This is a genomic window from Williamsia sp. (genome assembly GCF_036566845.1).
GTDB lineage: Bacteria > Actinomycetota > Actinomycetes > Mycobacteriales > Mycobacteriaceae > Williamsia.
The window spans coordinates 1-19,144 of record NZ_DATCVM010000262.1 but is presented as its reverse complement, the minus strand read 5'-3'; the positions used below and the strand labels follow the sequence as shown (position 1 = coordinate 19,144).

Annotated in this window: 20 protein-coding genes and 1 pseudogene; 8 read left to right on the top strand and 13 right to left on the bottom strand. The window is 66.1% G+C overall.

What is annotated here, in order from left to right; translation table 11 throughout:
- A pseudogene (locus VIQ49_RS25220) lies at positions 1-706 on the top strand (FAD-binding oxidoreductase); the annotation flags it as partial.
- A gap of 30 nt (positions 707-736) precedes the next feature.
- Here the strand turns inward: VIQ49_RS25220 and VIQ49_RS25215 are convergent.
- From VIQ49_RS25215 to VIQ49_RS25205, 3 genes are read right to left on the bottom strand one after another with little or no spacing between them, the layout of a single operon-like run.
- Positions 737-1,261 (bottom strand): DUF2599 domain-containing protein, encoded by a 525-nt coding sequence (locus VIQ49_RS25215; protein ID WP_331889323.1) that lies wholly within the window; start codon positions 1,259-1,261, stop codon positions 737-739.
- On the bottom strand, positions 1,258-1,716 hold the full coding sequence (locus tag VIQ49_RS25210; RefSeq protein WP_331889322.1) for a MaoC family dehydratase: 459 nt from the start codon (positions 1,714-1,716) through the stop codon (positions 1,258-1,260). The genes VIQ49_RS25215 and VIQ49_RS25210 overlap by 4 nt, the downstream gene beginning before the upstream one ends.
- Positions 1,713-3,275: a carboxylesterase/lipase family protein gene (locus VIQ49_RS25205; RefSeq protein ID WP_331889321.1), complete on the bottom strand. Its 1,563-nt coding sequence runs from the start codon at positions 3,273-3,275 to the stop codon at positions 1,713-1,715. Before VIQ49_RS25205 ends, VIQ49_RS25210 begins: the two co-directional genes overlap by 4 nt.
- Positions 3,276-3,366: 91 nt before the next feature.
- On the opposite strand from VIQ49_RS25205, the gene VIQ49_RS25200 reads away from it, so the two are divergent.
- The gene (locus tag VIQ49_RS25200; RefSeq protein WP_331889320.1) at positions 3,367-4,137 is read left to right on the top strand and encodes an alpha/beta hydrolase; all 771 of its coding nucleotides are present in this window, start codon (positions 3,367-3,369) and stop codon (positions 4,135-4,137) included.
- A gap of 88 nt (positions 4,138-4,225) precedes the next feature.
- On the opposite strand, the gene rlmB is transcribed toward VIQ49_RS25200, so the two are convergent.
- The 6 genes from rlmB to VIQ49_RS25170 all read right to left on the bottom strand — a co-directional run bounded on the left by rlmB (position 4,226) and on the right by VIQ49_RS25170 (position 9,482).
- A complete protein-coding gene (rlmB, locus tag VIQ49_RS25195) occupies positions 4,226-5,191 on the bottom strand; it encodes a 23S rRNA (guanosine(2251)-2'-O)-methyltransferase RlmB (protein ID WP_331889319.1) in 966 nt (321 codons plus the stop codon).
- A gap of 64 nt (positions 5,192-5,255) precedes the next feature.
- A complete protein-coding gene (gene cysS, locus VIQ49_RS25190) occupies positions 5,256-6,668 on the bottom strand; it encodes a cysteine--tRNA ligase (RefSeq protein WP_331889318.1) in 1,413 nt (470 codons plus the stop codon).
- An 11-nt stretch (positions 6,669-6,679) separates the two neighbouring features.
- The gene (ispF, locus tag VIQ49_RS25185) at positions 6,680-7,144 is read right to left on the bottom strand and encodes a 2-C-methyl-D-erythritol 2,4-cyclodiphosphate synthase (RefSeq protein ID WP_331889325.1); all 465 of its coding nucleotides are present in this window, start codon (positions 7,142-7,144) and stop codon (positions 6,680-6,682) included.
- Entirely contained in the window at positions 7,141-7,809 is a 669-nt protein-coding gene (gene ispD, locus VIQ49_RS25180; protein WP_331889317.1) for a 2-C-methyl-D-erythritol 4-phosphate cytidylyltransferase, read from the bottom strand. Before ispD ends, ispF begins: the two co-directional genes overlap by 4 nt.
- 19 nt (positions 7,810-7,828) lie before the next feature.
- Complete coding sequence (locus VIQ49_RS25175; protein ID WP_020107769.1) at positions 7,829-8,317, bottom strand: CarD family transcriptional regulator; 489 nt, start codon at positions 8,315-8,317, stop codon at positions 7,829-7,831.
- 247 nt (positions 8,318-8,564) lie between these two features.
- The gene (locus tag VIQ49_RS25170) at positions 8,565-9,482 is read right to left on the bottom strand and encodes a hypothetical protein (protein ID WP_331889316.1); all 918 of its coding nucleotides are present in this window, start codon (positions 9,480-9,482) and stop codon (positions 8,565-8,567) included.
- 191 nt (positions 9,483-9,673) lie between these two features.
- Between VIQ49_RS25170 and VIQ49_RS25165 the strand changes: the two genes are divergently transcribed.
- Positions 9,674-10,351 (top strand): hypothetical protein, encoded by a 678-nt coding sequence (locus VIQ49_RS25165; protein WP_331889315.1) that lies wholly within the window; start codon positions 9,674-9,676, stop codon positions 10,349-10,351.
- Positions 10,352-10,439: 88 nt separating this feature from the next.
- On the top strand, positions 10,440-11,837 hold the full coding sequence (radA, locus tag VIQ49_RS25160) for a DNA repair protein RadA (protein ID WP_331889314.1): 1,398 nt from the start codon (positions 10,440-10,442) through the stop codon (positions 11,835-11,837).
- A 23-nt stretch (positions 11,838-11,860) separates the two neighbouring features.
- Here the strand turns inward: radA and VIQ49_RS25155 are convergent, their stop codons facing one another.
- A complete protein-coding gene (locus tag VIQ49_RS25155) occupies positions 11,861-12,427 on the bottom strand; it encodes a PaaI family thioesterase (protein ID WP_331889313.1) in 567 nt (188 codons plus the stop codon).
- A gap of 46 nt (positions 12,428-12,473) precedes the next feature.
- Between VIQ49_RS25155 and disA the strand changes: the two genes are divergently transcribed.
- A complete protein-coding gene (gene disA / locus VIQ49_RS25150) occupies positions 12,474-13,556 on the top strand; it encodes a DNA integrity scanning diadenylate cyclase DisA (protein ID WP_331889312.1) in 1,083 nt (360 codons plus the stop codon).
- A 97-nt stretch (positions 13,557-13,653) separates the two neighbouring features.
- On the opposite strand, the gene VIQ49_RS25145 is transcribed toward disA, so the two are convergent.
- Both VIQ49_RS25145 and VIQ49_RS25140 read right to left on the bottom strand, forming a co-directional pair.
- Complete coding sequence (locus VIQ49_RS25145; protein WP_331889311.1) at positions 13,654-14,415, bottom strand: hypothetical protein; 762 nt, start codon at positions 14,413-14,415, stop codon at positions 13,654-13,656.
- A gap of 90 nt (positions 14,416-14,505) precedes the next feature.
- Positions 14,506-15,150 carry a carbonic anhydrase gene (locus VIQ49_RS25140; protein WP_331889310.1) on the bottom strand — a complete coding sequence of 215 codons (645 nt, stop codon included), beginning with the start codon at positions 15,148-15,150 and terminating at the stop codon, positions 14,506-14,508.
- A 16-nt stretch (positions 15,151-15,166) separates the two neighbouring features.
- Here VIQ49_RS25140 and VIQ49_RS25135 point away from each other — a divergent pair, with 16 nt between their 5' ends.
- Positions 15,167-16,045 (top strand): A/G-specific adenine glycosylase, encoded by an 879-nt coding sequence (locus tag VIQ49_RS25135; RefSeq protein WP_331889324.1) that lies wholly within the window; start codon positions 15,167-15,169, stop codon positions 16,043-16,045.
- Here VIQ49_RS25135 and VIQ49_RS25130 read toward each other — a convergent pair.
- Positions 16,018-16,842, bottom strand: a complete 825-nt coding sequence (locus tag VIQ49_RS25130; protein WP_331889309.1) for an alpha/beta hydrolase — start codon at positions 16,840-16,842, stop codon at positions 16,018-16,020. The two genes, VIQ49_RS25135 and VIQ49_RS25130, sit on opposite strands and share 28 nt — an antisense overlap.
- Positions 16,843-16,940: 98 nt before the next feature.
- Here VIQ49_RS25130 and VIQ49_RS25125 point away from each other — a divergent pair, with 98 nt between their 5' ends.
- Positions 16,941-17,249, top strand: coding sequence for an antibiotic biosynthesis monooxygenase (locus VIQ49_RS25125; RefSeq protein ID WP_331889308.1), 309 nt, complete (start codon positions 16,941-16,943; stop codon positions 17,247-17,249).
- A 294-nt stretch (positions 17,250-17,543) separates the two neighbouring features.
- Positions 17,544-19,031, top strand: coding sequence for an aldehyde dehydrogenase (locus tag VIQ49_RS25120; protein WP_331889307.1), 1,488 nt, complete (start codon positions 17,544-17,546; stop codon positions 19,029-19,031).
- The last annotated feature ends 113 nt before the right edge of the window (positions 19,032-19,144 follow it).

Here is a 19,144-nt window from a genome sequence, read left to right as displayed (position 1 = left end):
CCGCGCCTGGCGGGACTGGAGTATCGACCTGCCCGAGCACGCCAACACCTCGATCGCATTTCTCCAGCTACCGCCACTGCCGAACGTGCCGCCGCCACTCGCAGGAAGGCTCACGGTGGCGGTCCGATACGCGTCGCTTGCCGACCCGGCCACGGCCGAAGCTCTCATCGCTCCCCTGCGTGCCGTGGCCACCCCATTGATCGATGCGGTCGCGGTGATGCCCTACGCCGCGATGGCGGCGATCCATGCCGATCCCGTCGATCCGATGCCCACAGCCGAACGCGCCACCCTCCTGAGCGAGGTGAACGACATCGCTCTCGAGAATCTGCTCGCCCTCGCCGGACCCGGATCACAGTCCCCGCAGGTGGTGGTCGAGGTTCGCCGCCTCGGTGGCGCGATGGCCCGCCCGGCCACCCACCGCAGCGCGTTCTGCCATCGGGGTGCCGGTTACCACCTGTTTGTCGTCGGGGTGCTGGCACCGCCGATCGCCGAACACGTCGCACCGCATGCCGCCTCGATCATCGACGCGGTGGCGCCGTGGGCCATCGGGCAACTGCCGAACTTCGACGCAGGCTCAACACCTGACCGGATTGCCGGCTGTTACGACGACGACACGCGGGCCTGGCTCAGCGCGCTCGCCGACCGGCACGATCCGGAGGGTGTGCTGCGAGTCGGCCAGGTAGTTCGGATCGCCGCACCGGCCTGACATCTCGGGTGGTGACGCACGGCCACCAGGTCAGGGGATCTGCTCTTCTGGTCCCCCGGGATTGCACCTGGTGGCGATCATCTGCGTCTCGGTAACCACCGGCCGCCACGGTTCGAGGTTCCAGCTGGTCTTCTCGGGCGCGACGAGCCGGGCGAAACGCCAGTGGCACGCGAATTGATCGCGCATGCCGGGGGTGTCGGCGATCTGGTCCAGGGCCACCACTTCGATCCAGGCCGCGTCGAGTTCGCCCTCGCCCGGTGTGTACCGACCCGAATCCGTCGGAAACACCTGCAAGCTCGGCCCCCGCTCCGTCTGCGCCCACGCCACCCGGCTGATGAACGGCGGAGAGTAGACCGGTGCCGAAGACGGCGGGGGCTCGGACGTTCCCGGCGCTGTCGACGTCACCTGTGATGGCGTCGGGGATGTCGTGATGAAAGCCCCGTTGTCGTCGGAGGCGTCATCACCGGAGTCACTGCAACCGACGAGCAGTGCCGCGGCCAGCAATACTCCTGCTGATCCGCGGCACACTGCGCTGAAACGACGTGTGACCGTCAAAAAAGAACCCGGACAACCATCTCCGAGACCAACGCCGGCTTCGTGGCTCCCTCGATGGCGAGGCTGTGCCCGAAGACCACCTGAACGGCGCCGTCGGGGAGTTCGGTCGCCTCGGCGAGGGTGGTCGTCAGTTGTACCTTCGACCCGACCAGCACCGGTGACGGGAAGCGAACCTTGTTGCTGCCGTAGTTCAGCGCCATCTTCACGTTCTCGAAGCCGTAGATCTGGGCGGCGAGCATCGGGATGAGCGACAACGACAGGAAGCCGTGTGCGATCGTGCCACCGAAGGGGCTCGACTTGGCGCGTTCGACGTCGACGTGGATCCACTGGTGGTCCCCGGTGGCGTCGGCGAACTGGTTGACGCGATCCTGCGTGATCTCCAGCCAATCACTCTTACCGAGTTCGGAACCGACCGCCTCCAGGGCTTCGGCGGCCGACGTGAACACTCGCTTCATATACTCTCCATTGTCTCCGTGGCCCGTTCGATTCCCGGAACAGAGGCCACATAATCACCGAATCCCGCCCACGCCTCGCGCCGGGCGCGATAAGGGTCGATCTCCACGTAGGAGTGCTTGTCGAAGATCCTGGTGGCGCGGACCTTCGGAGTGTAGCGCGGCCAGGATTCCAGCGGCTCACCGGTTTTCGCGAACGCCAGCCACTGATCCTGGACCTCCGACGTGACACGCAGAGCGTTGCGCAGATCGCCGCCCTGCGCGAGCAACTTGCCGACCTTGCCGCGATAGATCCCGAAGACGGCAAACAATTCCGTCGCATGCGTGGCGCCGAAACCCAGCCACTTCAGCAGCCGCGGGGCGTAGTCGTACCGGTAGGCGTAGGTGGGCGCGTGCTGGGAGTGGCCTTCGGTTGCCGCGATCGTGCCCACCCAGAAAATGTAGTCCCCGCCGAATTTCACCATCGATCGAGGCTTCGGGAAGCCCCCGTATGCGCCGACGATACGGTCCTGCGCGTCGGGTTCGGTGGCGGCGAACATCGCCGTGATCGACTCCTCGGTCGACAACATGCCCTGCGGCAGCCGCTTGAACAAGGTGCCCTCGTTGCGGTTGGTCCCGATGATCATCGGGACCCGATGCGCCGTCCCGTCCGCGAACGCGTCCAGCGGCGACTCCGGCAGATAGTCGCCGTCGACGACCGGCCCGAAGGGCAGCAGTCCGGGGGTGTCCTCGGTGACCCAGCGCGCCAGCCGGTGGCCGGCCCGCCCGATCTCGGCGAGTGACCCGTTGACCAGCGCTTCGGCCGGGTCGTCCACACCCATGTCGGCACAGAGCAATTCGGTGAACTTGCCGGCCCACTTCTGGGAATAGTGCTGGTGCAGCGTCAGGATCGGCGCCGAACTCTCGGCGATCGCGCGGTGGAACAGACCCTCCGCCGCCGGGGTGGCCATCAGCGTCGTCACGGCGTTTCCACCGGCACTCTCGCCGAAGAGGGTGACGTTGCCGGGATCTCCGCCGAATTCCGCGATGTTGTCCTGCACCCACTGCAGCGCCGCCACCTGATCACGGAGCCCGAGATTGGTCTCGAACGGCCGCTCCGGTGTGGACAGTGCCCGGAAATCTCCGTACCCCAGTGGCCCGAGGCGATAGTTCATCGACACGAAGATCACGTCCCCGCGCCGAACCAGGTCGTGACCGTAGTAGAGCGGTGTGGCCGTCGAACCGAGGATGTAGGCGCCGCCGTGGATGTAGACCATCACCGGGCGGGGCTCGGTGGACGCCCGCGCCGGGGCGACCACGTTCAAGATCAGCGAATCCTCACTGACCGGCTGCTTCTTGCCGCCCTCCCCGATCGCGTACTTCGGGTTCTGAGGCGGCGCGTTGCCGAAACTGTTTGCCGCCAGCACCCCGGTCCAGCCGATGGCCGGCTGTGGGGCACGCAGCCTCAGGTCGCCTACCGGGGGTGCGGCGTAGGGGATGCCCCGCCACCGGATGATGTCGCCGTCGCGAACGCCGGCGACAACACCGTCGGAAAGTGTCACTCGTGTGCTTGCACTGGCCATGTACCCGACCCTAACGGCAGATAGCGGACACTTGCCCGCCATCGTCCGATTCGCCGGGCCGACACGGTCCAGATCTGGAATCCTCGAGGTCATGACCACCGACTTCACCGGCTACATCACAATCAGCCATCCAGAGCCCGGCACCCCCATCTGGCATCAGGTGGCCGGATCTGGCCCCGCCCTGGTACTGCTTCACGGCGCATTCTCAAGTGCTGCGGACTGGGGCGGCCAGTTCCAGCCCTTCGTGGAGGCCGGGTTCCGGGTCCATGTCCCCGAACGGCACGGACACGGGCACAGTGCCGACGTGACCGAGGAGTTCCACTACGAGACGATGGCCGACGAGACCATCGTGTATCTCGACGAGGTCGTCGGAGGCCGCGCGCACATCGTCGGATGGAGCGATGGTGCGGTGATCGCCTTCATCGTCGCCCGCAAACGACCGGACCTGGTCGACAGAATGGTCGTCCTGGGTCAGTACCTGAACTCGTCGGGCCGCGCGGCGGGCGGGATCCTCGACACGATCGATGACATCGACTCCGACATCGTGCAGTTTCTCCGGGCCGACTACGCCTCGGCCTCACCGGACGGCGACGACCACTTCCCGGTGGTGTTCGAGAAGACCAACGCCATGATCGCGAGCGAGCCGGAGATGGATCTGACCGACCTCGCCACCGTGTCCGCGCCGACGCTGGTGTTGCAAGGCGACCACGACGAGGTGCTGGTGCAACACAGCCTGGCGATCGTGGATCAGTTGCCGAATGCCCGGTTGGCGGTGCTCCCCGGAACCCATCTCGTCCCCATCGAGACACCCGCGGTCGTGAATCTGGTAGTGCTCAATTTCCTGAGCGGCGACCCCGCCTGACCCCCCGCGACCTCCGATTTTGGTGGGTCTTGGCGAGCAAAACCCCAGGTGGGGCTCACCAAAAGCCACCAAAATCGGAGGTCGGGGGTCAGGAGCGGCGTTGGCGGGCGAACTCGGCGAGAACCACACCGGCCGCGACCGAGGCGTTGAGGCTCTCGACGTCACCGGCCATCGGGATCGACAGGATCGAGTCACACGATTCGCGGACCAGCCGCGAGAGGCCCTTGCCCTCGGATCCGACCACGATGACCGTGGGTCCGGAACCGTCGTAGTCATCGAGGGTCACATCGCCATCGGCATCGAGACCGACAAGCTGAACCCCGGTCTCGGCCCAATCCTTCAGTGTGCGAGTCAGATTCGTGGCCTGCGCGACGGGCAGGCGCGCTGCCGCACCGGCGCTGGTCCGCCACGCGACCGCGGTGACCGAGGCGCTGCGACGGGCCGGGATCACCACTCCGTGGCCACCGAACGCGGCCACCGAGCGGATCACGGCACCGAGGTTGCGCGGGTCGGTGATGTTGTCGAGGGCCACCAGCAACGGCGGACGACCGCTGTCGATCGCCTGCTGCATCAGGTCGCTCGGATGGGCGTACCGGTAGGGCGGCACCTGCAGGGCCAGACCCTGGTGCATGCCGTTCGAGCTCATCCGGTCGAGTTCGGGGCGCTGCACCTCGAGGATCGAGATGCCGGCGTTGGCCGCCAGCTGCACCGACTCGGTGACCCGCTCGTCGGCCTCGCCACCGAGAACCACATAGAGCGCAGTGGCCGGGACCTTCGCCCGCAGACATTCGACGACAGGGTTGCGGCCGAGCACGTACTCGGGGCCGTCGGCGGTCGGCTTGCCGCGCGGCGCGCGCCCGCCGGTGGGTCCACCCGAACTCTTGGTCGCGGCCTTCGCACGCTTGTGCGCCGCGTGGTACGTACGTTCCGTTGCCTTCGGGGTCGCTCCCCTGGCCTCCAGTCCACGACGGCGTACGCCACCCGAACCCACGGTCTGTCCCTTTTTGGTGCCGCCTTTGCGAACTGCACCTTTACGTTTTGAATTGCCGGCCATCAGGCCACCCACCTTACGCGAAATGCGCTGTATTCCTCGACGACCGGGACAGCCGGCGTCGCGTTCATCGGTCCGTCTCTACGGTTTCTCTTGTTTCGGACATCGACCACTGCGGGCCGTCCGGTGTATCGGTGACGTCGATCCCGGCACGCGCCAACCGATCCCGAACCTCGTCCGCGGTCGCCCAGTCCTTCTCGGCCCGGGCGGTGGTACGACGTTCCAATTCGGCTCGGACCAGGACGTCGAGCGCCGCGGTGGTGCCCGAGTCCCCACTGGCATCAACCCAGTTCTCGGCCAGCGGATCGACACCGAGCAGACCCATCATCGCGCGCACGGCCGACGCCGCGGCGACGGCGGCCTCGTGGTCGCCCGACTCCAGCGCGGTGTTGCCGATCCGCACCGCGCCATGGATCTCGGCGAGTGCGGCGGGGACGGCCAGATCGTCGTCGAGCGCGGCGGCGAACTCGGCCGTGATCTCACCGACCGGCACCTCTCCCGCACGCGAAACCGTCCGTTGCACAAAGGATTCCACGCGCCGATAGCCTTCGGCGGCGTCCTTGAGCGCACCTTCGGTGTATTCGAGCATCGAGCGGTAGTGGGCGCTGCCGAGGTAGTAACGGAGCTCGACGGCCCGAACGCGCTGCAGCATCGCCGGGATCGCGACGACGTTACCAAGCGACTTCGACATCTTCTCGCCACCCATGGTGACCCACCCGTTGTGCATCCAGTACCGGGCGAACGGGTCGCCGGCGCCGTGACTCTGAGCCTGTTCGTTCTCGTGGTGCGGGAAGATCAAATCCATTCCGCCGCAATGGATATCGAACTCCGGACCGAGGAGGGAGGTGACCATCGCCGAGCATTCCAGATGCCAGCCGGGACGACCGCGACCCCACGGGGTCGGCCAGGACGGTTCACCGGGTTTGGCGCATTTCCACAGGGTGAAGTCGCGGGGGTCCCGCTTGCCGGTGCCCGCGCTCTCACCCTGATGAACATCGTCGAGCCGGTGCCCCGACAGCGATCCGTAGTCGGGCAGGCTCTGGACATCGAAGTACACGTTGCCGTCGGCGGCATAGGCGTGGCCACGATCGACCAGACGCTCCATGTACTCCACCATCTGCGTGATGAACCCGGTGGCACGCGGCTCAGCCGACGGCGGCAGCACTCCGAGCTGGTCATACGCCTTGCTGAACTCACGTTCGTGGGTGGCCGCCCATTCCCACCAGGGGCGGCCCGCCTCGGCCGCCTTGCGCAGGATCTTGTCCTCGATGTCGGTCACATTGCGCACGAATGCCACATCGAGGCCCTTGTGCGTCAGCCAGCGACGGAGGATGTCGAAGGCGATACCGCTGCGGACGTGCCCGATATGCGGAACTCCCTGGACGGTGGCGCCGCACAGGTACACCGAGGCGTGTCCGGGGCGGATCGGCGTGAAATCACGCAGCTCTCGGGCGGCGGTGTCGTAAAGGCGCAGGGTCACGATCGGCAATCCTACTGGTCAAGTAACAGTGCGGTGGCGACGGCAGCAATGCCCTCCCCCCGTCCGGTCAGTCCGAGACCGTCGGTGGTGGTGGCGGAGACCGAGACCGGCCCGCCGAGTACGGCACTGAGGACCTGTTGCGCCTCGGTGCGGCGAGGCCCGATCTTGGGCCGGTTACCGATCACCTGAACTGCGGCGTTGCCGATGACAAATCCCTGCGCTTCGTACAGTTCACGCACGTGCTCGAGCATCCGGGCGCCACTGACGCCGTCCCATTGCGGCTGCCCGGTACCGAAGACCGACCCCAGGTCGCCGAGACCCGCTGCCGACAGCAGCGCGTCACAGAGCGCGTGAACGGCCACATCGCCATCCGAGTGCCCCGCGCACCCATCAGCGTCGGCAAAGAGCAGCCCGGCCATCCAGCACGGCCTGCCGACCTCGATGGGATGAACGTCTGTACCGATACCCACCCTCACGCGTGAGCCCGATCCGTCAGCAGCCACGTGGCCAGGTTCAGATCCCACGGGGTGGTGATCTTGAAGGCCAGCGGGTCGCCCGGAATCGTCAGTACATCGATCCCCTGGGATTCGATGAGACCGGCGTCGTCCGTGAAATCGGTTTCGGCAGCGGCGTAGGCAGCTTTGAGCACTGAGTAATCGAATCCTTGCGGAGTCTGCACCGCTCGCAGCGGCGCGCGGTCGACGGTTCCGGTGACGATGCCGGTGGGGTCGACAGACTTGATGGTGTCCACCACCGGTAAGGCGGGGACAACCGCGGTCGCGCCCGATCGGACGGCGTCGACGACATCTGCGAACAACGAAGCGGGCGTGAGGCAGCGGGCGGCGTCATGCACAAGCACCACATCAGAGTCGGATGGTGCGGCCAGCAACGCGACCTTCACCGAATCCGAACGCCTCGCACCTCCGGCCACCACTGTGGCCTCGGGAAACTCGGCCCGCACCTGATCGACGAGATCAGCGGGTACCGAGAGGACGACACGATCGACGACCCCGCTGGACACAACACCCTGCACACAGTGATGCAACATGCTCTGACCTGCGAGGTCGACAAACGCTTTTGGTAAACCCATGCCGAGTCGCTCTCCACGACCTGCAGCCGGGATCAATGCGACCGTAGACACCGGAATCGAGCCGGCACGCTCAGGAAGCTGCGGCGAGAACCTCGTCGAGAATGATCGAAGCCTTCTCGTCGTTGGTGTTCTGCGCCAGCGAGAGCTCATCGACGAGGACACGGCGAGCGCGGGTGAGCATCCGCTTCTCGCCTGCGGACAGACCGCGATCCTGCTCACGACGCCAGAGGTCGCGAACGATTTCGGCGACCTTGATGATGTCGCCGGAGATCAACTTCTCCTGGTTTGCCTTGAACCGGCGAGCCCAGTTGGTGGGCTCTTCGGTGTGAGGTGCCCGGAGGACGTCGAAAACCTTGCCCAAACCCTCTTCCCCGACTACGTCGCGGACTCCCACATACTCGAGCTTTGTCGATGGAATCTGAACTGTCATGTCACCATCGGCCACCTTGAGAACGAGGTACTCTACTGCCTCGCCCTTGATGGTTCGGGTCACAATGTCTTCGACCAGTGCGGCACCGTGATGGGGGTAGACAACGGTGTCACCAACTTTGAAATTCAATGTTCCATGCCCCTTTCGATTTCTCCAGTCTAGCACGGGGCATTCCGCGCCATCAGCCAACGGTGCAGGTCAGCGGCATTGTCGCGTGACCAGAAGCCTTGACGGCAACTGAAATGTGTGCTGGCACACCGGCCGAACTCCGATGGCCCGAACCCCTCCGGCCCTGGTCCGCGGACCGAAATTGGGCACCGTTCCAGACCACTGTCCACCGGCTCCGGATCCAGAGCCCGACACCTGCGGGAGCTCCCTAGGCCCTCGACTGTTGCCGCAGTGTCACCGTCGTCAGGGCAAGCACGCTGTCATCGGTACCCGCGTCGACCAACCGGACATCCACAACGCTGTGATCACCGGCATCCCGGACGACCACGCCACTCGCCCGCGCCGGACCGACCCGCACCTGCGACAGATAGTGGATCTGCATGTCGCAGGCCACCATTCCCGGTCGCATGGCGCAGGCGGCCGATTCGGCGAGCACTGCCAGCGCGCCACCCTGGATGGTGCCGATCTGGTTGACGACAAACGGGGTGAGATCGAGTTCGAGGACTCCGGCACCCGGATCGATCACACGCATGCCGAGCCGGGAGTAGACCGTCCCGTCGACGGGTATCGGCGTGCGCTCCCTGACCGTCCCCACCGTTTTTGCCGGCGCATACATGTCGGCGTCGACGGCCGCGGCCCGCGGGATGCGGGCGAACACGACCAGTGCACTGCCGGCCCGGGTCAATCCCTGGGCGCCGCGGTCGATGTCATCGACCAATTGCCGCAGGTCGGTCACGCCACATCCGTCGTAGACGTCGACGGCGATGACAACCACCTTCTTGCCCGCCCGGACGAGCCCGGCATCCGCGACAATCGGTCCGCGAGTGATCGGATCCGCGGCGTACAGCGAGAGGTCCTGTGTTGCGGTCCAGTCGGGCGATGCGGCGATCAGCGCCGGGTCCGAGGCGACGATGTCGACAACCGTCATGAGAACACCCGTTCCGGCGGCCCCGCCGGCGTCCCGGAGTTTGTCGGTCAGCGTCGCACGGACGACCGAGCGCTGCGGCGACGGCTGATAGGAGGTCAGCCCGAAGTCGGACGCAAACGACACCGGACCGGGCAGGACCATCCCCGGCCGACCGCCCACCTGGGCGCGCTGCGACGTGGAAATCAGATTCTCACTCATGAGAATCATCATGCCAGCTAGGCCATGGCTACGAAATACATGGTTTTCGCCACCCCATCGGGCTCTCCCGACAGTCGCCCACTACGCTCCGTAGTGCACGCATTGTGCGTTGCTGTGCGCTGGTCCAGTACCCGCGCGGGCCGACGACGCAAGGCGCGCGTCGCATCAGGACCTACCTCGGAGGAAAACCGGTGTCAGTGCAGAGAGAATCGGCCCAGCCCACGGGCGGTCCGACCCGGCCGAAGGCCTTTTCGTCCGCTCGGACCGTCCGGCGTGGTCGAGTCGTATCGACCCTCGCCGCCGCAGCCATCGCCTCGGGCCTGCTGATCGGCACCACCGCGTGCGGCGCGGGCCAGATCAGTCAGACCGCCAACCAGGCACCGGCCATCAACGGCAACGAGATCGACGCCGGATCCATGGCACTGCGCAACGTGCACATCATCTTCCCGAAGGATGGCAGCACCGAGGAGTTCGTCGACGGCGGGCCGCTCGAGATGGCGTTCCTGATCGCCAACCAGTCGCCCGACACATCCGACAGGCTCGAGAGCATCACGTTCGCCGACGGTCCGGGCAAGGTGACGATCGAAGGTGACACGGCGATCGGTCCCGCCCAGGCGCTGCGTGCGGGCGAGCCCTCCCTGTTGCTGGAGACCAGCGCCGAGCCCGACGGCCCGAGTGAAACACCGATCACCGTGACCGTGACGGATGCGCCGGATAACCTCACACCCGGCCTGACCATCCCGATGGTCTTCTCGTTCGAGAACGCCGGCGAGACCACCATCGACGTCCCGATCGACGCCGGCGCCGTCCTGCCCCGTCAGGACAAGCCGCGCGGGGTCGACGCGGACCACGTCGAAGAGCACCACTAGTCGCCGATGGGTTCCGGCCACCACCGGAACCCGTCACCCGCGGTCCTGTCGGCACCTTGCTGTCGGACCCGCTGGCTAGAGTCACCCAGTGGCCAAACAGAAGTCGACGTATCGCTGCAGCGCCTGCGGATATCAGGTTGCCAAATGGGTTGGCCGCTGCCCCGAATGCGGTGAATGGGGCTCGGTGAGCGAAGCCGCCCTGGCTACCGTGGGCGGATCCGGAATCGGCGGCGGCAAATCCGCCACCGCAGCAACCATTCCCGGCACTCCAGCGCGTCCGATGACGCAGATCGACGCAACCGATGCCGCTGCGTTTCCCACCGGCATCGGCGAATTCGACCGCGTCCTCGGCAAGGGCATCGTCCCCGGCTCGGTCATGCTCCTGGCCGGCGAACCCGGCGTCGGCAAATCCACGCTGTTGCTCGAAGCCGTCAAACAGTGGGCGCTGCAAGGCCGTCGGGCCCTCTACGTCACCGGTGAAGAGTCCGCCGGACAGGTCAGGCTCCGCGCCGAACGCACCGGGGCCGTCCACGAAGAGATCTACCTCGCCGCAGAATCCGACCTGGGCGCAGTCCTCGGCCATGCCGAAGCGGTGATGCCATCGTTGATGGTGGTCGACTCGGTCCAGACGATGATCGCCCAGAACGTCGACGGCGTGAACGGCGGCGTCACCCAGATCCGCGCGGTGACAACAGCATTGACCTCGCTGGCGAAGAACGCGGGGATCGCCGTCATCCTCGTCGGCCACGTCACCAAGGACGGCTCCGTCGCCGGCCCCCGCTCGCTGGAACACCTGGTGGACGTGGTCCTGTCGTTCGAAGGCGACAAACACTCACCGCTGCGTATGGTCCGCGGGATCAAGAACCGCTTCGGGTCGGCCGACGAGGTCGGTTGCTTCGAACAACGCGAAGACGGCATCCATGAGGTCACCGACCCCTCAGAATTGTTCTTGCACCACCGCGACATCGGTGTCGCCGGCACCGCGATCACCGTGGCGATGGACGGCAAACGGCCACTGCTCGGCGAGGTCCAGGCACTGGTGTCGAAGTCGAGCCTGGCGAATCCCCGGCGGGCCGTGGTCGGGCTCGATTCGGCAAGGGTGGCAATGATTCTGGCGGTCTGCGCGGCGCGCGCCAACCTGCCCACATACGACCAGGACGTCTACGTCGCCACGGTCGGCGGCATGAAGATCAGCGAACCGGCCGCCGATCTCTCGGTGGCACTCGCGCTCAGTTCCATTCTCGCCCAGCGTTCACTGCCGGGGTCGATGGTCGCCCTCGGTGAGATCGGCCTGGCCGGGGAGGTCCGCCGTGTGGCCGGGGTCGGTCGTCGCGTGGCCGAAGCCAAGCGACTGGGCTTCAAACACGCCATCGTCCCGGCCGGATCCATCGATCTGCCGTCGGGCATCAAGATCACCCAGGTGGCAGACCTCCAGACCGCGATGCGCGCGGCGCTCAAGGGCCCCGCCGGACCGTTCTCATTCTGATCTCGCGGCACTGACTCGCGGATCTAGACCCCGCCGCTGCGCTCCTTACGTGCGATGGCTTCGGAGTAGAACTCCGCGGCACCGCTCACGGCAAAGCTGTCCTTGTAGTGCTCGAGCGGTTTGATGATGACAAAGATCGCGTGCGCCGCGGCAACCGGCTCGGTGCTGTCGCCGAGGTACGCGACCGCACGGGAGTACAGCTTGCGTCGGACCGTCCCGACGGTTTCGGCCTCGATCCGCAGTTCCGACCCGAGTGGGATCGGTTTGGCGAAGTCGATCTCGAGATGCGCGGTGACCGCGACATGGCCGACGATGTAGTGGGTCAGGCCCATCGCCTCGTCGAATGCGGTCGAGAGGATGCCGCCGTGGATCGTGCCCGGACCACCCTCGAAACGTTTCGCGACCTGCATGCGGACGGTTGCGTTCGTGTCCTCGCCCGCGATCGCGACCACGTGCAGTCCACTCTCGGACTGCTCCCCGCATCCGAAGCACATCGGATTGTGCGCGCGCACGCTTTCTCCCGGCGGCGGGGCCTTGGGCGACCGGATCGCGGGTACGAGCTCGTCGGGCAGAACAAAAGAGGTTTTCACAGACAGCTAATCTAGTTGCACTCGCGTTACTACAGAAAGGCGCCTCATGCCAGAGGTTCCGGCCTCCGATCTGCTCCGCACGACGATCGCCCGGCTCGCACCCGGCACACCCCTGCGAGATGGCCTCGAACGCATCCTGCGTGGCCGCACCGGCGCTCTCATCGTCATCGGGCATGATCCCGAGGTCGAGAGCATCTGTGCCGGTGGCTTCGATCTGGACGTGGCGTTTGCGCCGACCCGGCTGCGGGAGCTGTCGAAGATGGACGGCGCGGTTGTCCTGTCCACCGACGGCGCACGGATCGTCCGGGCGAACGTGCAGCTGGTTCCCGACCCGTCGATTCCGACCGAGGAATCCGGTACCCGGCACCGCAGCGCCGAGCGCACCGCCATCCAGACCGGATATCCGGTGATCTCGGTGAGCGCGTCGATGTCGATCGTGTCCGCCTACGTCGACGGAATCCGCTATGTGGTCGAGGGGTCCGATGCGATCCTCTCGCGTGCGAACCTGGCGGTGGCGACGCTCGAGCGATACAAGACCCGACTGGACGAGGTCAGCACCGCGCTGTCCCGTTCGGAGATCGAGGACTACGTCACGCTGCGCGATGCGATGACCGTGGTCCAGCGACTGGAGATGGTCCGTCGCGTGTCCGATGAGATCGAGTACTACGTCGTCGAGCTCGGTGTGAACGGCCGCCAGCTCAGCCTGCAGCTCGAAGAACTCGTGGGCGACAACGACTCTCAGCGCGAACTGGTGGTCCGCGACTATTTCGCAAGTCCGGAACCGGCGAGCACGCAGGAGGTCGAGCAGGCCCTGGCCGCCATCGAAAAGCTCACCGACGCCGACCTTCTCGACCTGACGGCGCTGGCCCGGGCGTTCGGCTACCCGAACACCGTCGACGCCCAGGACACCGCGATGAGCCCCCGCGGATACCGATTGCTGGCCCGGATCCCCCGTCTGCAATTCGCCCACATCGATCGACTGGTCCGCAGCTTCGGCACCCTGCAGGCGCTCCTCGCCGCAACCGCCGCCGACCTGCAGGCCGTCGAGGGCATCGGCAGCATCTGGGCACGCCACATCCGCGAGGGCCTCTCCCGGCTGGCCGAATCCAGCATCGAACGCTTCGACTGACGCTCGACGCCCACCCCGATACAAAACCACCCGTTCCGGTCAAAACCACATGTTGCAACGTGTGGTTTTGACCGGAACGGGTGGTTTTGTGTTGAGGCTATTGGGCGTTCGCGCGATCGATGTTGAATGTGATCGGCGCACTGGCCTTTTCGCCGATCTTGGCGACGGCCTGGTACGAACCCGGAACCACCGGCTCGCGTGGGGTCTCACAACCCGGCGTGCTGGTGGTGCCCGACCACTGGATGGTGTCCTGGACCTGCTGGCCCGGCTTGAGGAGCTGGTTGTTGACACCTGCGACCGGAGCGCAGTCACCCGAGGCCCAGATCCGGCGGTCACCGGCGAGATTCAGCACGGTCACGCTCTGCATCGCCTTGCCGACGTCGCGTGTGCACTCGGACAGTCCGGCGTTGGTCACGGCGATCGTGAAGATCGGCTGCTCACCCTCGGCGTAGGCGGGCTTGTCGGTGTAGAGCACAACCGAGATGTTCTGGTCGGGGCACAGGCCGCTCGCCGGCACCGGTGCCGGGGTCTCGCCTGCGGGCGTCGCACCGGGTTGTCCGGGCGTCGCCGAGGCATCCGTCTGACCGAGCGCGACATCGCCGCCACCGCCACCGCCTCCGCCGCTTCCGGCACTGGCCGATGGCGAACCCGACGGATCGTTGTAGGCCGACGGGAGGGCGTAGCTCGTCGTCGGTGAGAGGTCGGTGCCGTTGGCGGTGTTCTTGTTTGCGTCATCACCACTGGTGACCCAGAAAACCAATCCCACGACGACCGCAAGGACAACCACCAATACGCCGACAGCGAGTGCGCGTCGACGCCAATAAATTTCCGGTGGCAATGGGCCCTGGGGATCTAACACACCCCGACGCTAATGGGAGCGTGCCGTCGGCTGTCTGACCTCGGGCGGCGTGTCGCGAGACGATGCTGTGCGCGACGTCTCACCGCCAGGTCAGGATGCGAGGCTGGGCATGCATGGATCGTCCTCGACCTCGCCGAGTGTCCCCCGCAAACTGACCGCGCCTTCCGCGAGCTCGTACGTCAGTCCGACGATGCCCAACTTTCCGCTCTCCACCTTTTCGGAGATGAGCCGGCTGCGCTGAACCAACAATCGGCCGGTCTCCTTGACGTGGCGCGCCTCGAACTCGTCGACCCGGGTGAGCCCTTCGCTGCGACCCGCCAGGATGCTCGGTGTGACCCGCTCCACCACGTCGCGGATGAAGCCCCCTGGAATCTGCAGATCGTCGAGGGCCTCGAGGGTGGCCTTGACCGCGCCGCAGCTGTCGTGTCCGAGGATCGCGATCAGCGGGACATCGAGCACCTCGACGGCATACTCGATCGAACCGAGGACCGCGGAGTCCATGACGTGCCCCGCGGTACGGACGACAAACATCGAGCCCAGACCCTGGTCGAAGATGATCTCCGCGGCGACTCGAGAATCGGCGCAACCGAACAGGACTGCCTGCGGGTGCTGCCCCGACGCCAGACGCGCCCGGTCCTCGATACCCTGACTGGGATGATTCGACTTGCCCGCGACAAAGCGTTCGTTACCTTCACGCAGGTTCTTCCATGCTTGAGCCGGAGTTTTTTGCGACATGGCTGACATTCTGCCCCTGTCCGGTTCGGTCCCGCCCGGCAAGCTCCTGTCTTGGTTCGATCGAAGCGAACGCGACCTGCCCTGGCGGCGGCCCGGCGTGAGCGCCTGGCACATCCTGATCAGCGAGATCATGCTGCAGCAGACCCCGGTGTCCCGGGTGGCACCGATCTGGGAGCAGTGGGTGCAGCGGTGGCCGGTGCCCTCGGCGATGGCCGCGGCCCCGGTGGGCGAGGTCGTGCGGGCCTGGGGCAAGCTCGGCTATCCGCGTCGGGCGATGCGCCTGCACGCGTGTTCGGCGGTCCTCGCGGCCGAACACGGAGATGTGGTTCCCGCCGACGTCGACGTGTTGCTGACGCTGCCGGGCATCGGCGACTACACGGCACGGGCCATCGCGTGCTTCGCCTACGGGCAATCGGTGCCGGTGGTCGACACCAACGTCCGGCGCGTGATCGCGCGGGCAGTACATGGCCGCGCGGAACCGGGCAATCCGGCGCGGGCGGATCTCGGTGACGCACAGGCACTGTTGCCGGACGACCATCGTGCGCCGAGGTTTTCCGCGGCATTGATGGAGCTGGGCGCGTTGGTGTGCGTCGCCAAGAACCCGAGATGCCAGAGCTGCCCGCTCACCGACTGTCTGTGGCTGACCACCGGACAACCGGCTCACACCGGCCCGGCGCGCAAGGTGCAGAAGTTCGCCGGTACCGACCGTCAGGTTCGCGGTCTGCTTCTGGACGTGTTGCGCGGCAGCAACATTCCGGTTCCTCGCGCATCGCTCGACATCGTGTGGACCTCGGACACCGCTCAGCGCGACCGTGCGCTCGATTCGCTCCTCGTCGACGGGCTTGCGGAGGTCACATCCGACGGTCGTTACGCCTTGGCGGGCGAAGGGGACTGAATCCGCGAGCTCCGACCCTGAGCGGTGTCCTGCAGGCCGCACAGAAATGCCTCGACCGCGCCGCGGTATTCGTCGGGAGCGGAGTCGTGCACCAGGTGATCAGAACCCGCCACCTGCAAGAGGATCGAATTGTGCGTCGCCGCAGCCATCTTCGCCATCTGCCCGTCGGGCGTCACACTGTTCTGCGCCTCGATCAGCAGTGCCGGGACGTCGACCGTCTGCCACTGCTGCCAGAAGTCGCGGCGCCCCCACTCTTCGGCGATCTCGGCCCAGATCTCCAGCCGGCCATGCAGGGCTCCGTCGTCGAACGCCTCATAGAAGTACTGTCCCGCAACCTGACCGAACATCGACTGCGCATGTCCGAGTGAATCGAAACGCTCCGGCCACGACGAGAACCAGGGTTCCCAACCAGCGGTCGTCCGCCCGCGGAAGTCCGGGGCCATGTCCTCGATCACCAACGCCGAGACCAGTTCCGGGTACTCAGCGGCGGCACACCATGCATGTAGACCACCCATGGAGTGGCCGATCAGCACCGCCGGCCCCATGTCGATCCAGGTGAGGATCTCGGCCAGATCGGCGACAAAGCGTTCTGTGGACAGGGCTTCGGGATCGGCCGGGACGGTGTCGTCGGCGCCCCGATGGTAGGCGGCGTCGTAGGTGAACACCCGGCCATGACCACGCAACCAAGGAATCTGGCGCCGCCAGGTCCGCCCCCTGCCCATCAGTCCGTGCAACAGGACTATCGGCGCGCCGTCCGGCCTTCCGCCGTAGTCGATGAATCCGATGTCCGCGCTCACGAGGTAGAACCTTAGCCGCGATGGTCTCCGTGGAGCAGCACCTGCGAGGGGAGTCGACGGGGTTCACCCGCGCGACCGACGACAGTAGGGTGAGCGACATGGCAATTGTGAAGATCAACGCGATTTCTGTCCCCGAAGGTGCCGGACCCGAACTGGAGAAGCGGTTCGCCCAGCGCGCCCACACCGTCGACGGATCGAAGGGCTTCCTCGGGTTCCAGCTCCTGCGCCCCGTCAAGGGCGACGATCGCTACTTCGTGGTGACCCAGTGGGAGACCGAGGAGGACTTCGCCGCCTGGTCCGCGGGACCCGCTCGCGCGGCCCACGCCGGCCAGAACGCCAACCCGGTGGCCTCAGGCGCGAGCCTCCTCGAGTTCGAGGTTGTCATCGACGCCCGCCCCTCCACCTGAGTAACCCGTGACGCGAACTGCGGAGATCACCTCAGGGAGATCTCCGCAGTTCACGCTTGCAGTTTCGGTGCGCGGGGCAGTCTGCAAGGTTCGGACCTGCGAACTGGCGTAGATGTCGCCGACCTCGTCCTTCAAGATGAACGACGGGTGCGGGCCGCGCACGCACACCCCTGCGTCGAGTCCCACAAGTCGGCTCCCACCTGCGCGGGGAACAGGGGTGCCAAGATTTTCCTGCCGCAAAACTGTAACGTGTTCTACTATCGGTACCCAGAGGCAACCACATCTGGAGGACCAATGACGGACACCGCCCACGCGGCACCACCCACCTCGCGCGACTACAGCGAACTGCTGATCGGCGGGCGCTGGACACCTTCCCATTCCGCTGACACTCTCGAGGTCTTCTCGCCGGCCACCGGACAGCGTGTGGGCAGCACACCGCTCGCCGATGCCACCGACGTGGACACCGCGGTGAAAGCAGCACGGGCCGCGTTCGATTCAGGCGTCTGGCGCAACACCTCCCCCGAAGACCGGGCAGCCGTCATCGCGAAAGTCGCGGACCTGATCGACGAACGCGGCACCGAGATCGCAGATCTCGTTGCATCGGAGATGGGCGCTCCCCCACTGGCGGTGAGCACTCTCCAGCAACTCCCAGCCACCGGCGTCCTTCGCGAGTATGCCAAAGCAGCAATCAATTACAGCTGGTTCGAGTACCGGGACGGCTTGTTCGGCAAGACCCAGGTCACCCGCGAACCGGTTGGTGTCGTCGGGGCGATCACCGCATGGAACGTGCCGCTGTTCCTGATCTGCAACAAACTCGGCCCGGCTCTGGCGGCCGGCTGCTCGGTGGTCCTCAAACCCGCCCCCGAGACGCCGCTGTCGGCGAACTACATCGCCGAACTGTTCACCGAGGCCGGCCTGCCCGAGGGTGTGCTGTCCGTCGTCCCCGGCGGCCCCGAGACCGGTAAAGCGCTTGTTGCCCATACCGATGTCGACAAGATCACCTTCACCGGATCGACCGCGGCAGGCCGGGCGATCGCCGCCGCGTGCGGGGAACAACTCAAGCGCTGCTCACTCGAACTCGGCGGAAAGTCCGCCGCCATCGTGCTCGCGGACGCCGACCCGGCCGAGATCGCCGGCATGCTCACGTTCACCGGCCTGATGAACACCGGACAGGCCTGCGTCGCCCAGACCCGTGTGCTGGTTCCCAGCAGCAAGCGCGACGAGATCGTCGCGGCGATGATCGAGGCCGCCAAACTGCTGAAGCCGGGACTCCCCAGCGACCCGGAGGCCCAACTCGGACCTCTGATCACCGAGAAGCAGCGCGGCAAGGTAGAGGACTACATCCAGCAGGGCAAGGATGCCGGCGCCGTCGCGGTCCTCGAGAGCGCCCGGCCCGATGGGCTGGAATCGGGCTACTTCCTCAGTCCCACCATCTTCACCGGCGTCACCAATGACATGACCATCGCCCGGGAAGAGATCTTCGGCCCGGTCATCTCGGTGATCGACTACGAGACCGAGGACGAGGCGATCGCCATCGCCAACGACTCCGACTACGGACTTGCCGGAACCGTCTGGACGGCCGACGTCGAACGTGGCCTCGAGATCGCCGCCCAGATCCGGACCGGGACTTACGGCGTCAATTGGTATGCAATCGATCCCGGTTCACCGTTCGGTGGCTACAAGAACTCCGGCATCGGCCGCGAGAACGGAACCGAGGGCCTCGAGTCCTACGTCGAACACAAATCGGTCATCCTGCCGATGGGCTACGACCCCTCGGCATAGCCCGCTCTCGCAGACGAGCCACTTATACGAAGACGAGCCACATATTTGTGGCTCGTCTTCGTATAGGTGGCTCGTTTGTGGTGTGGGGTCAGGGGGTGGGAGTGGTGGGCGCC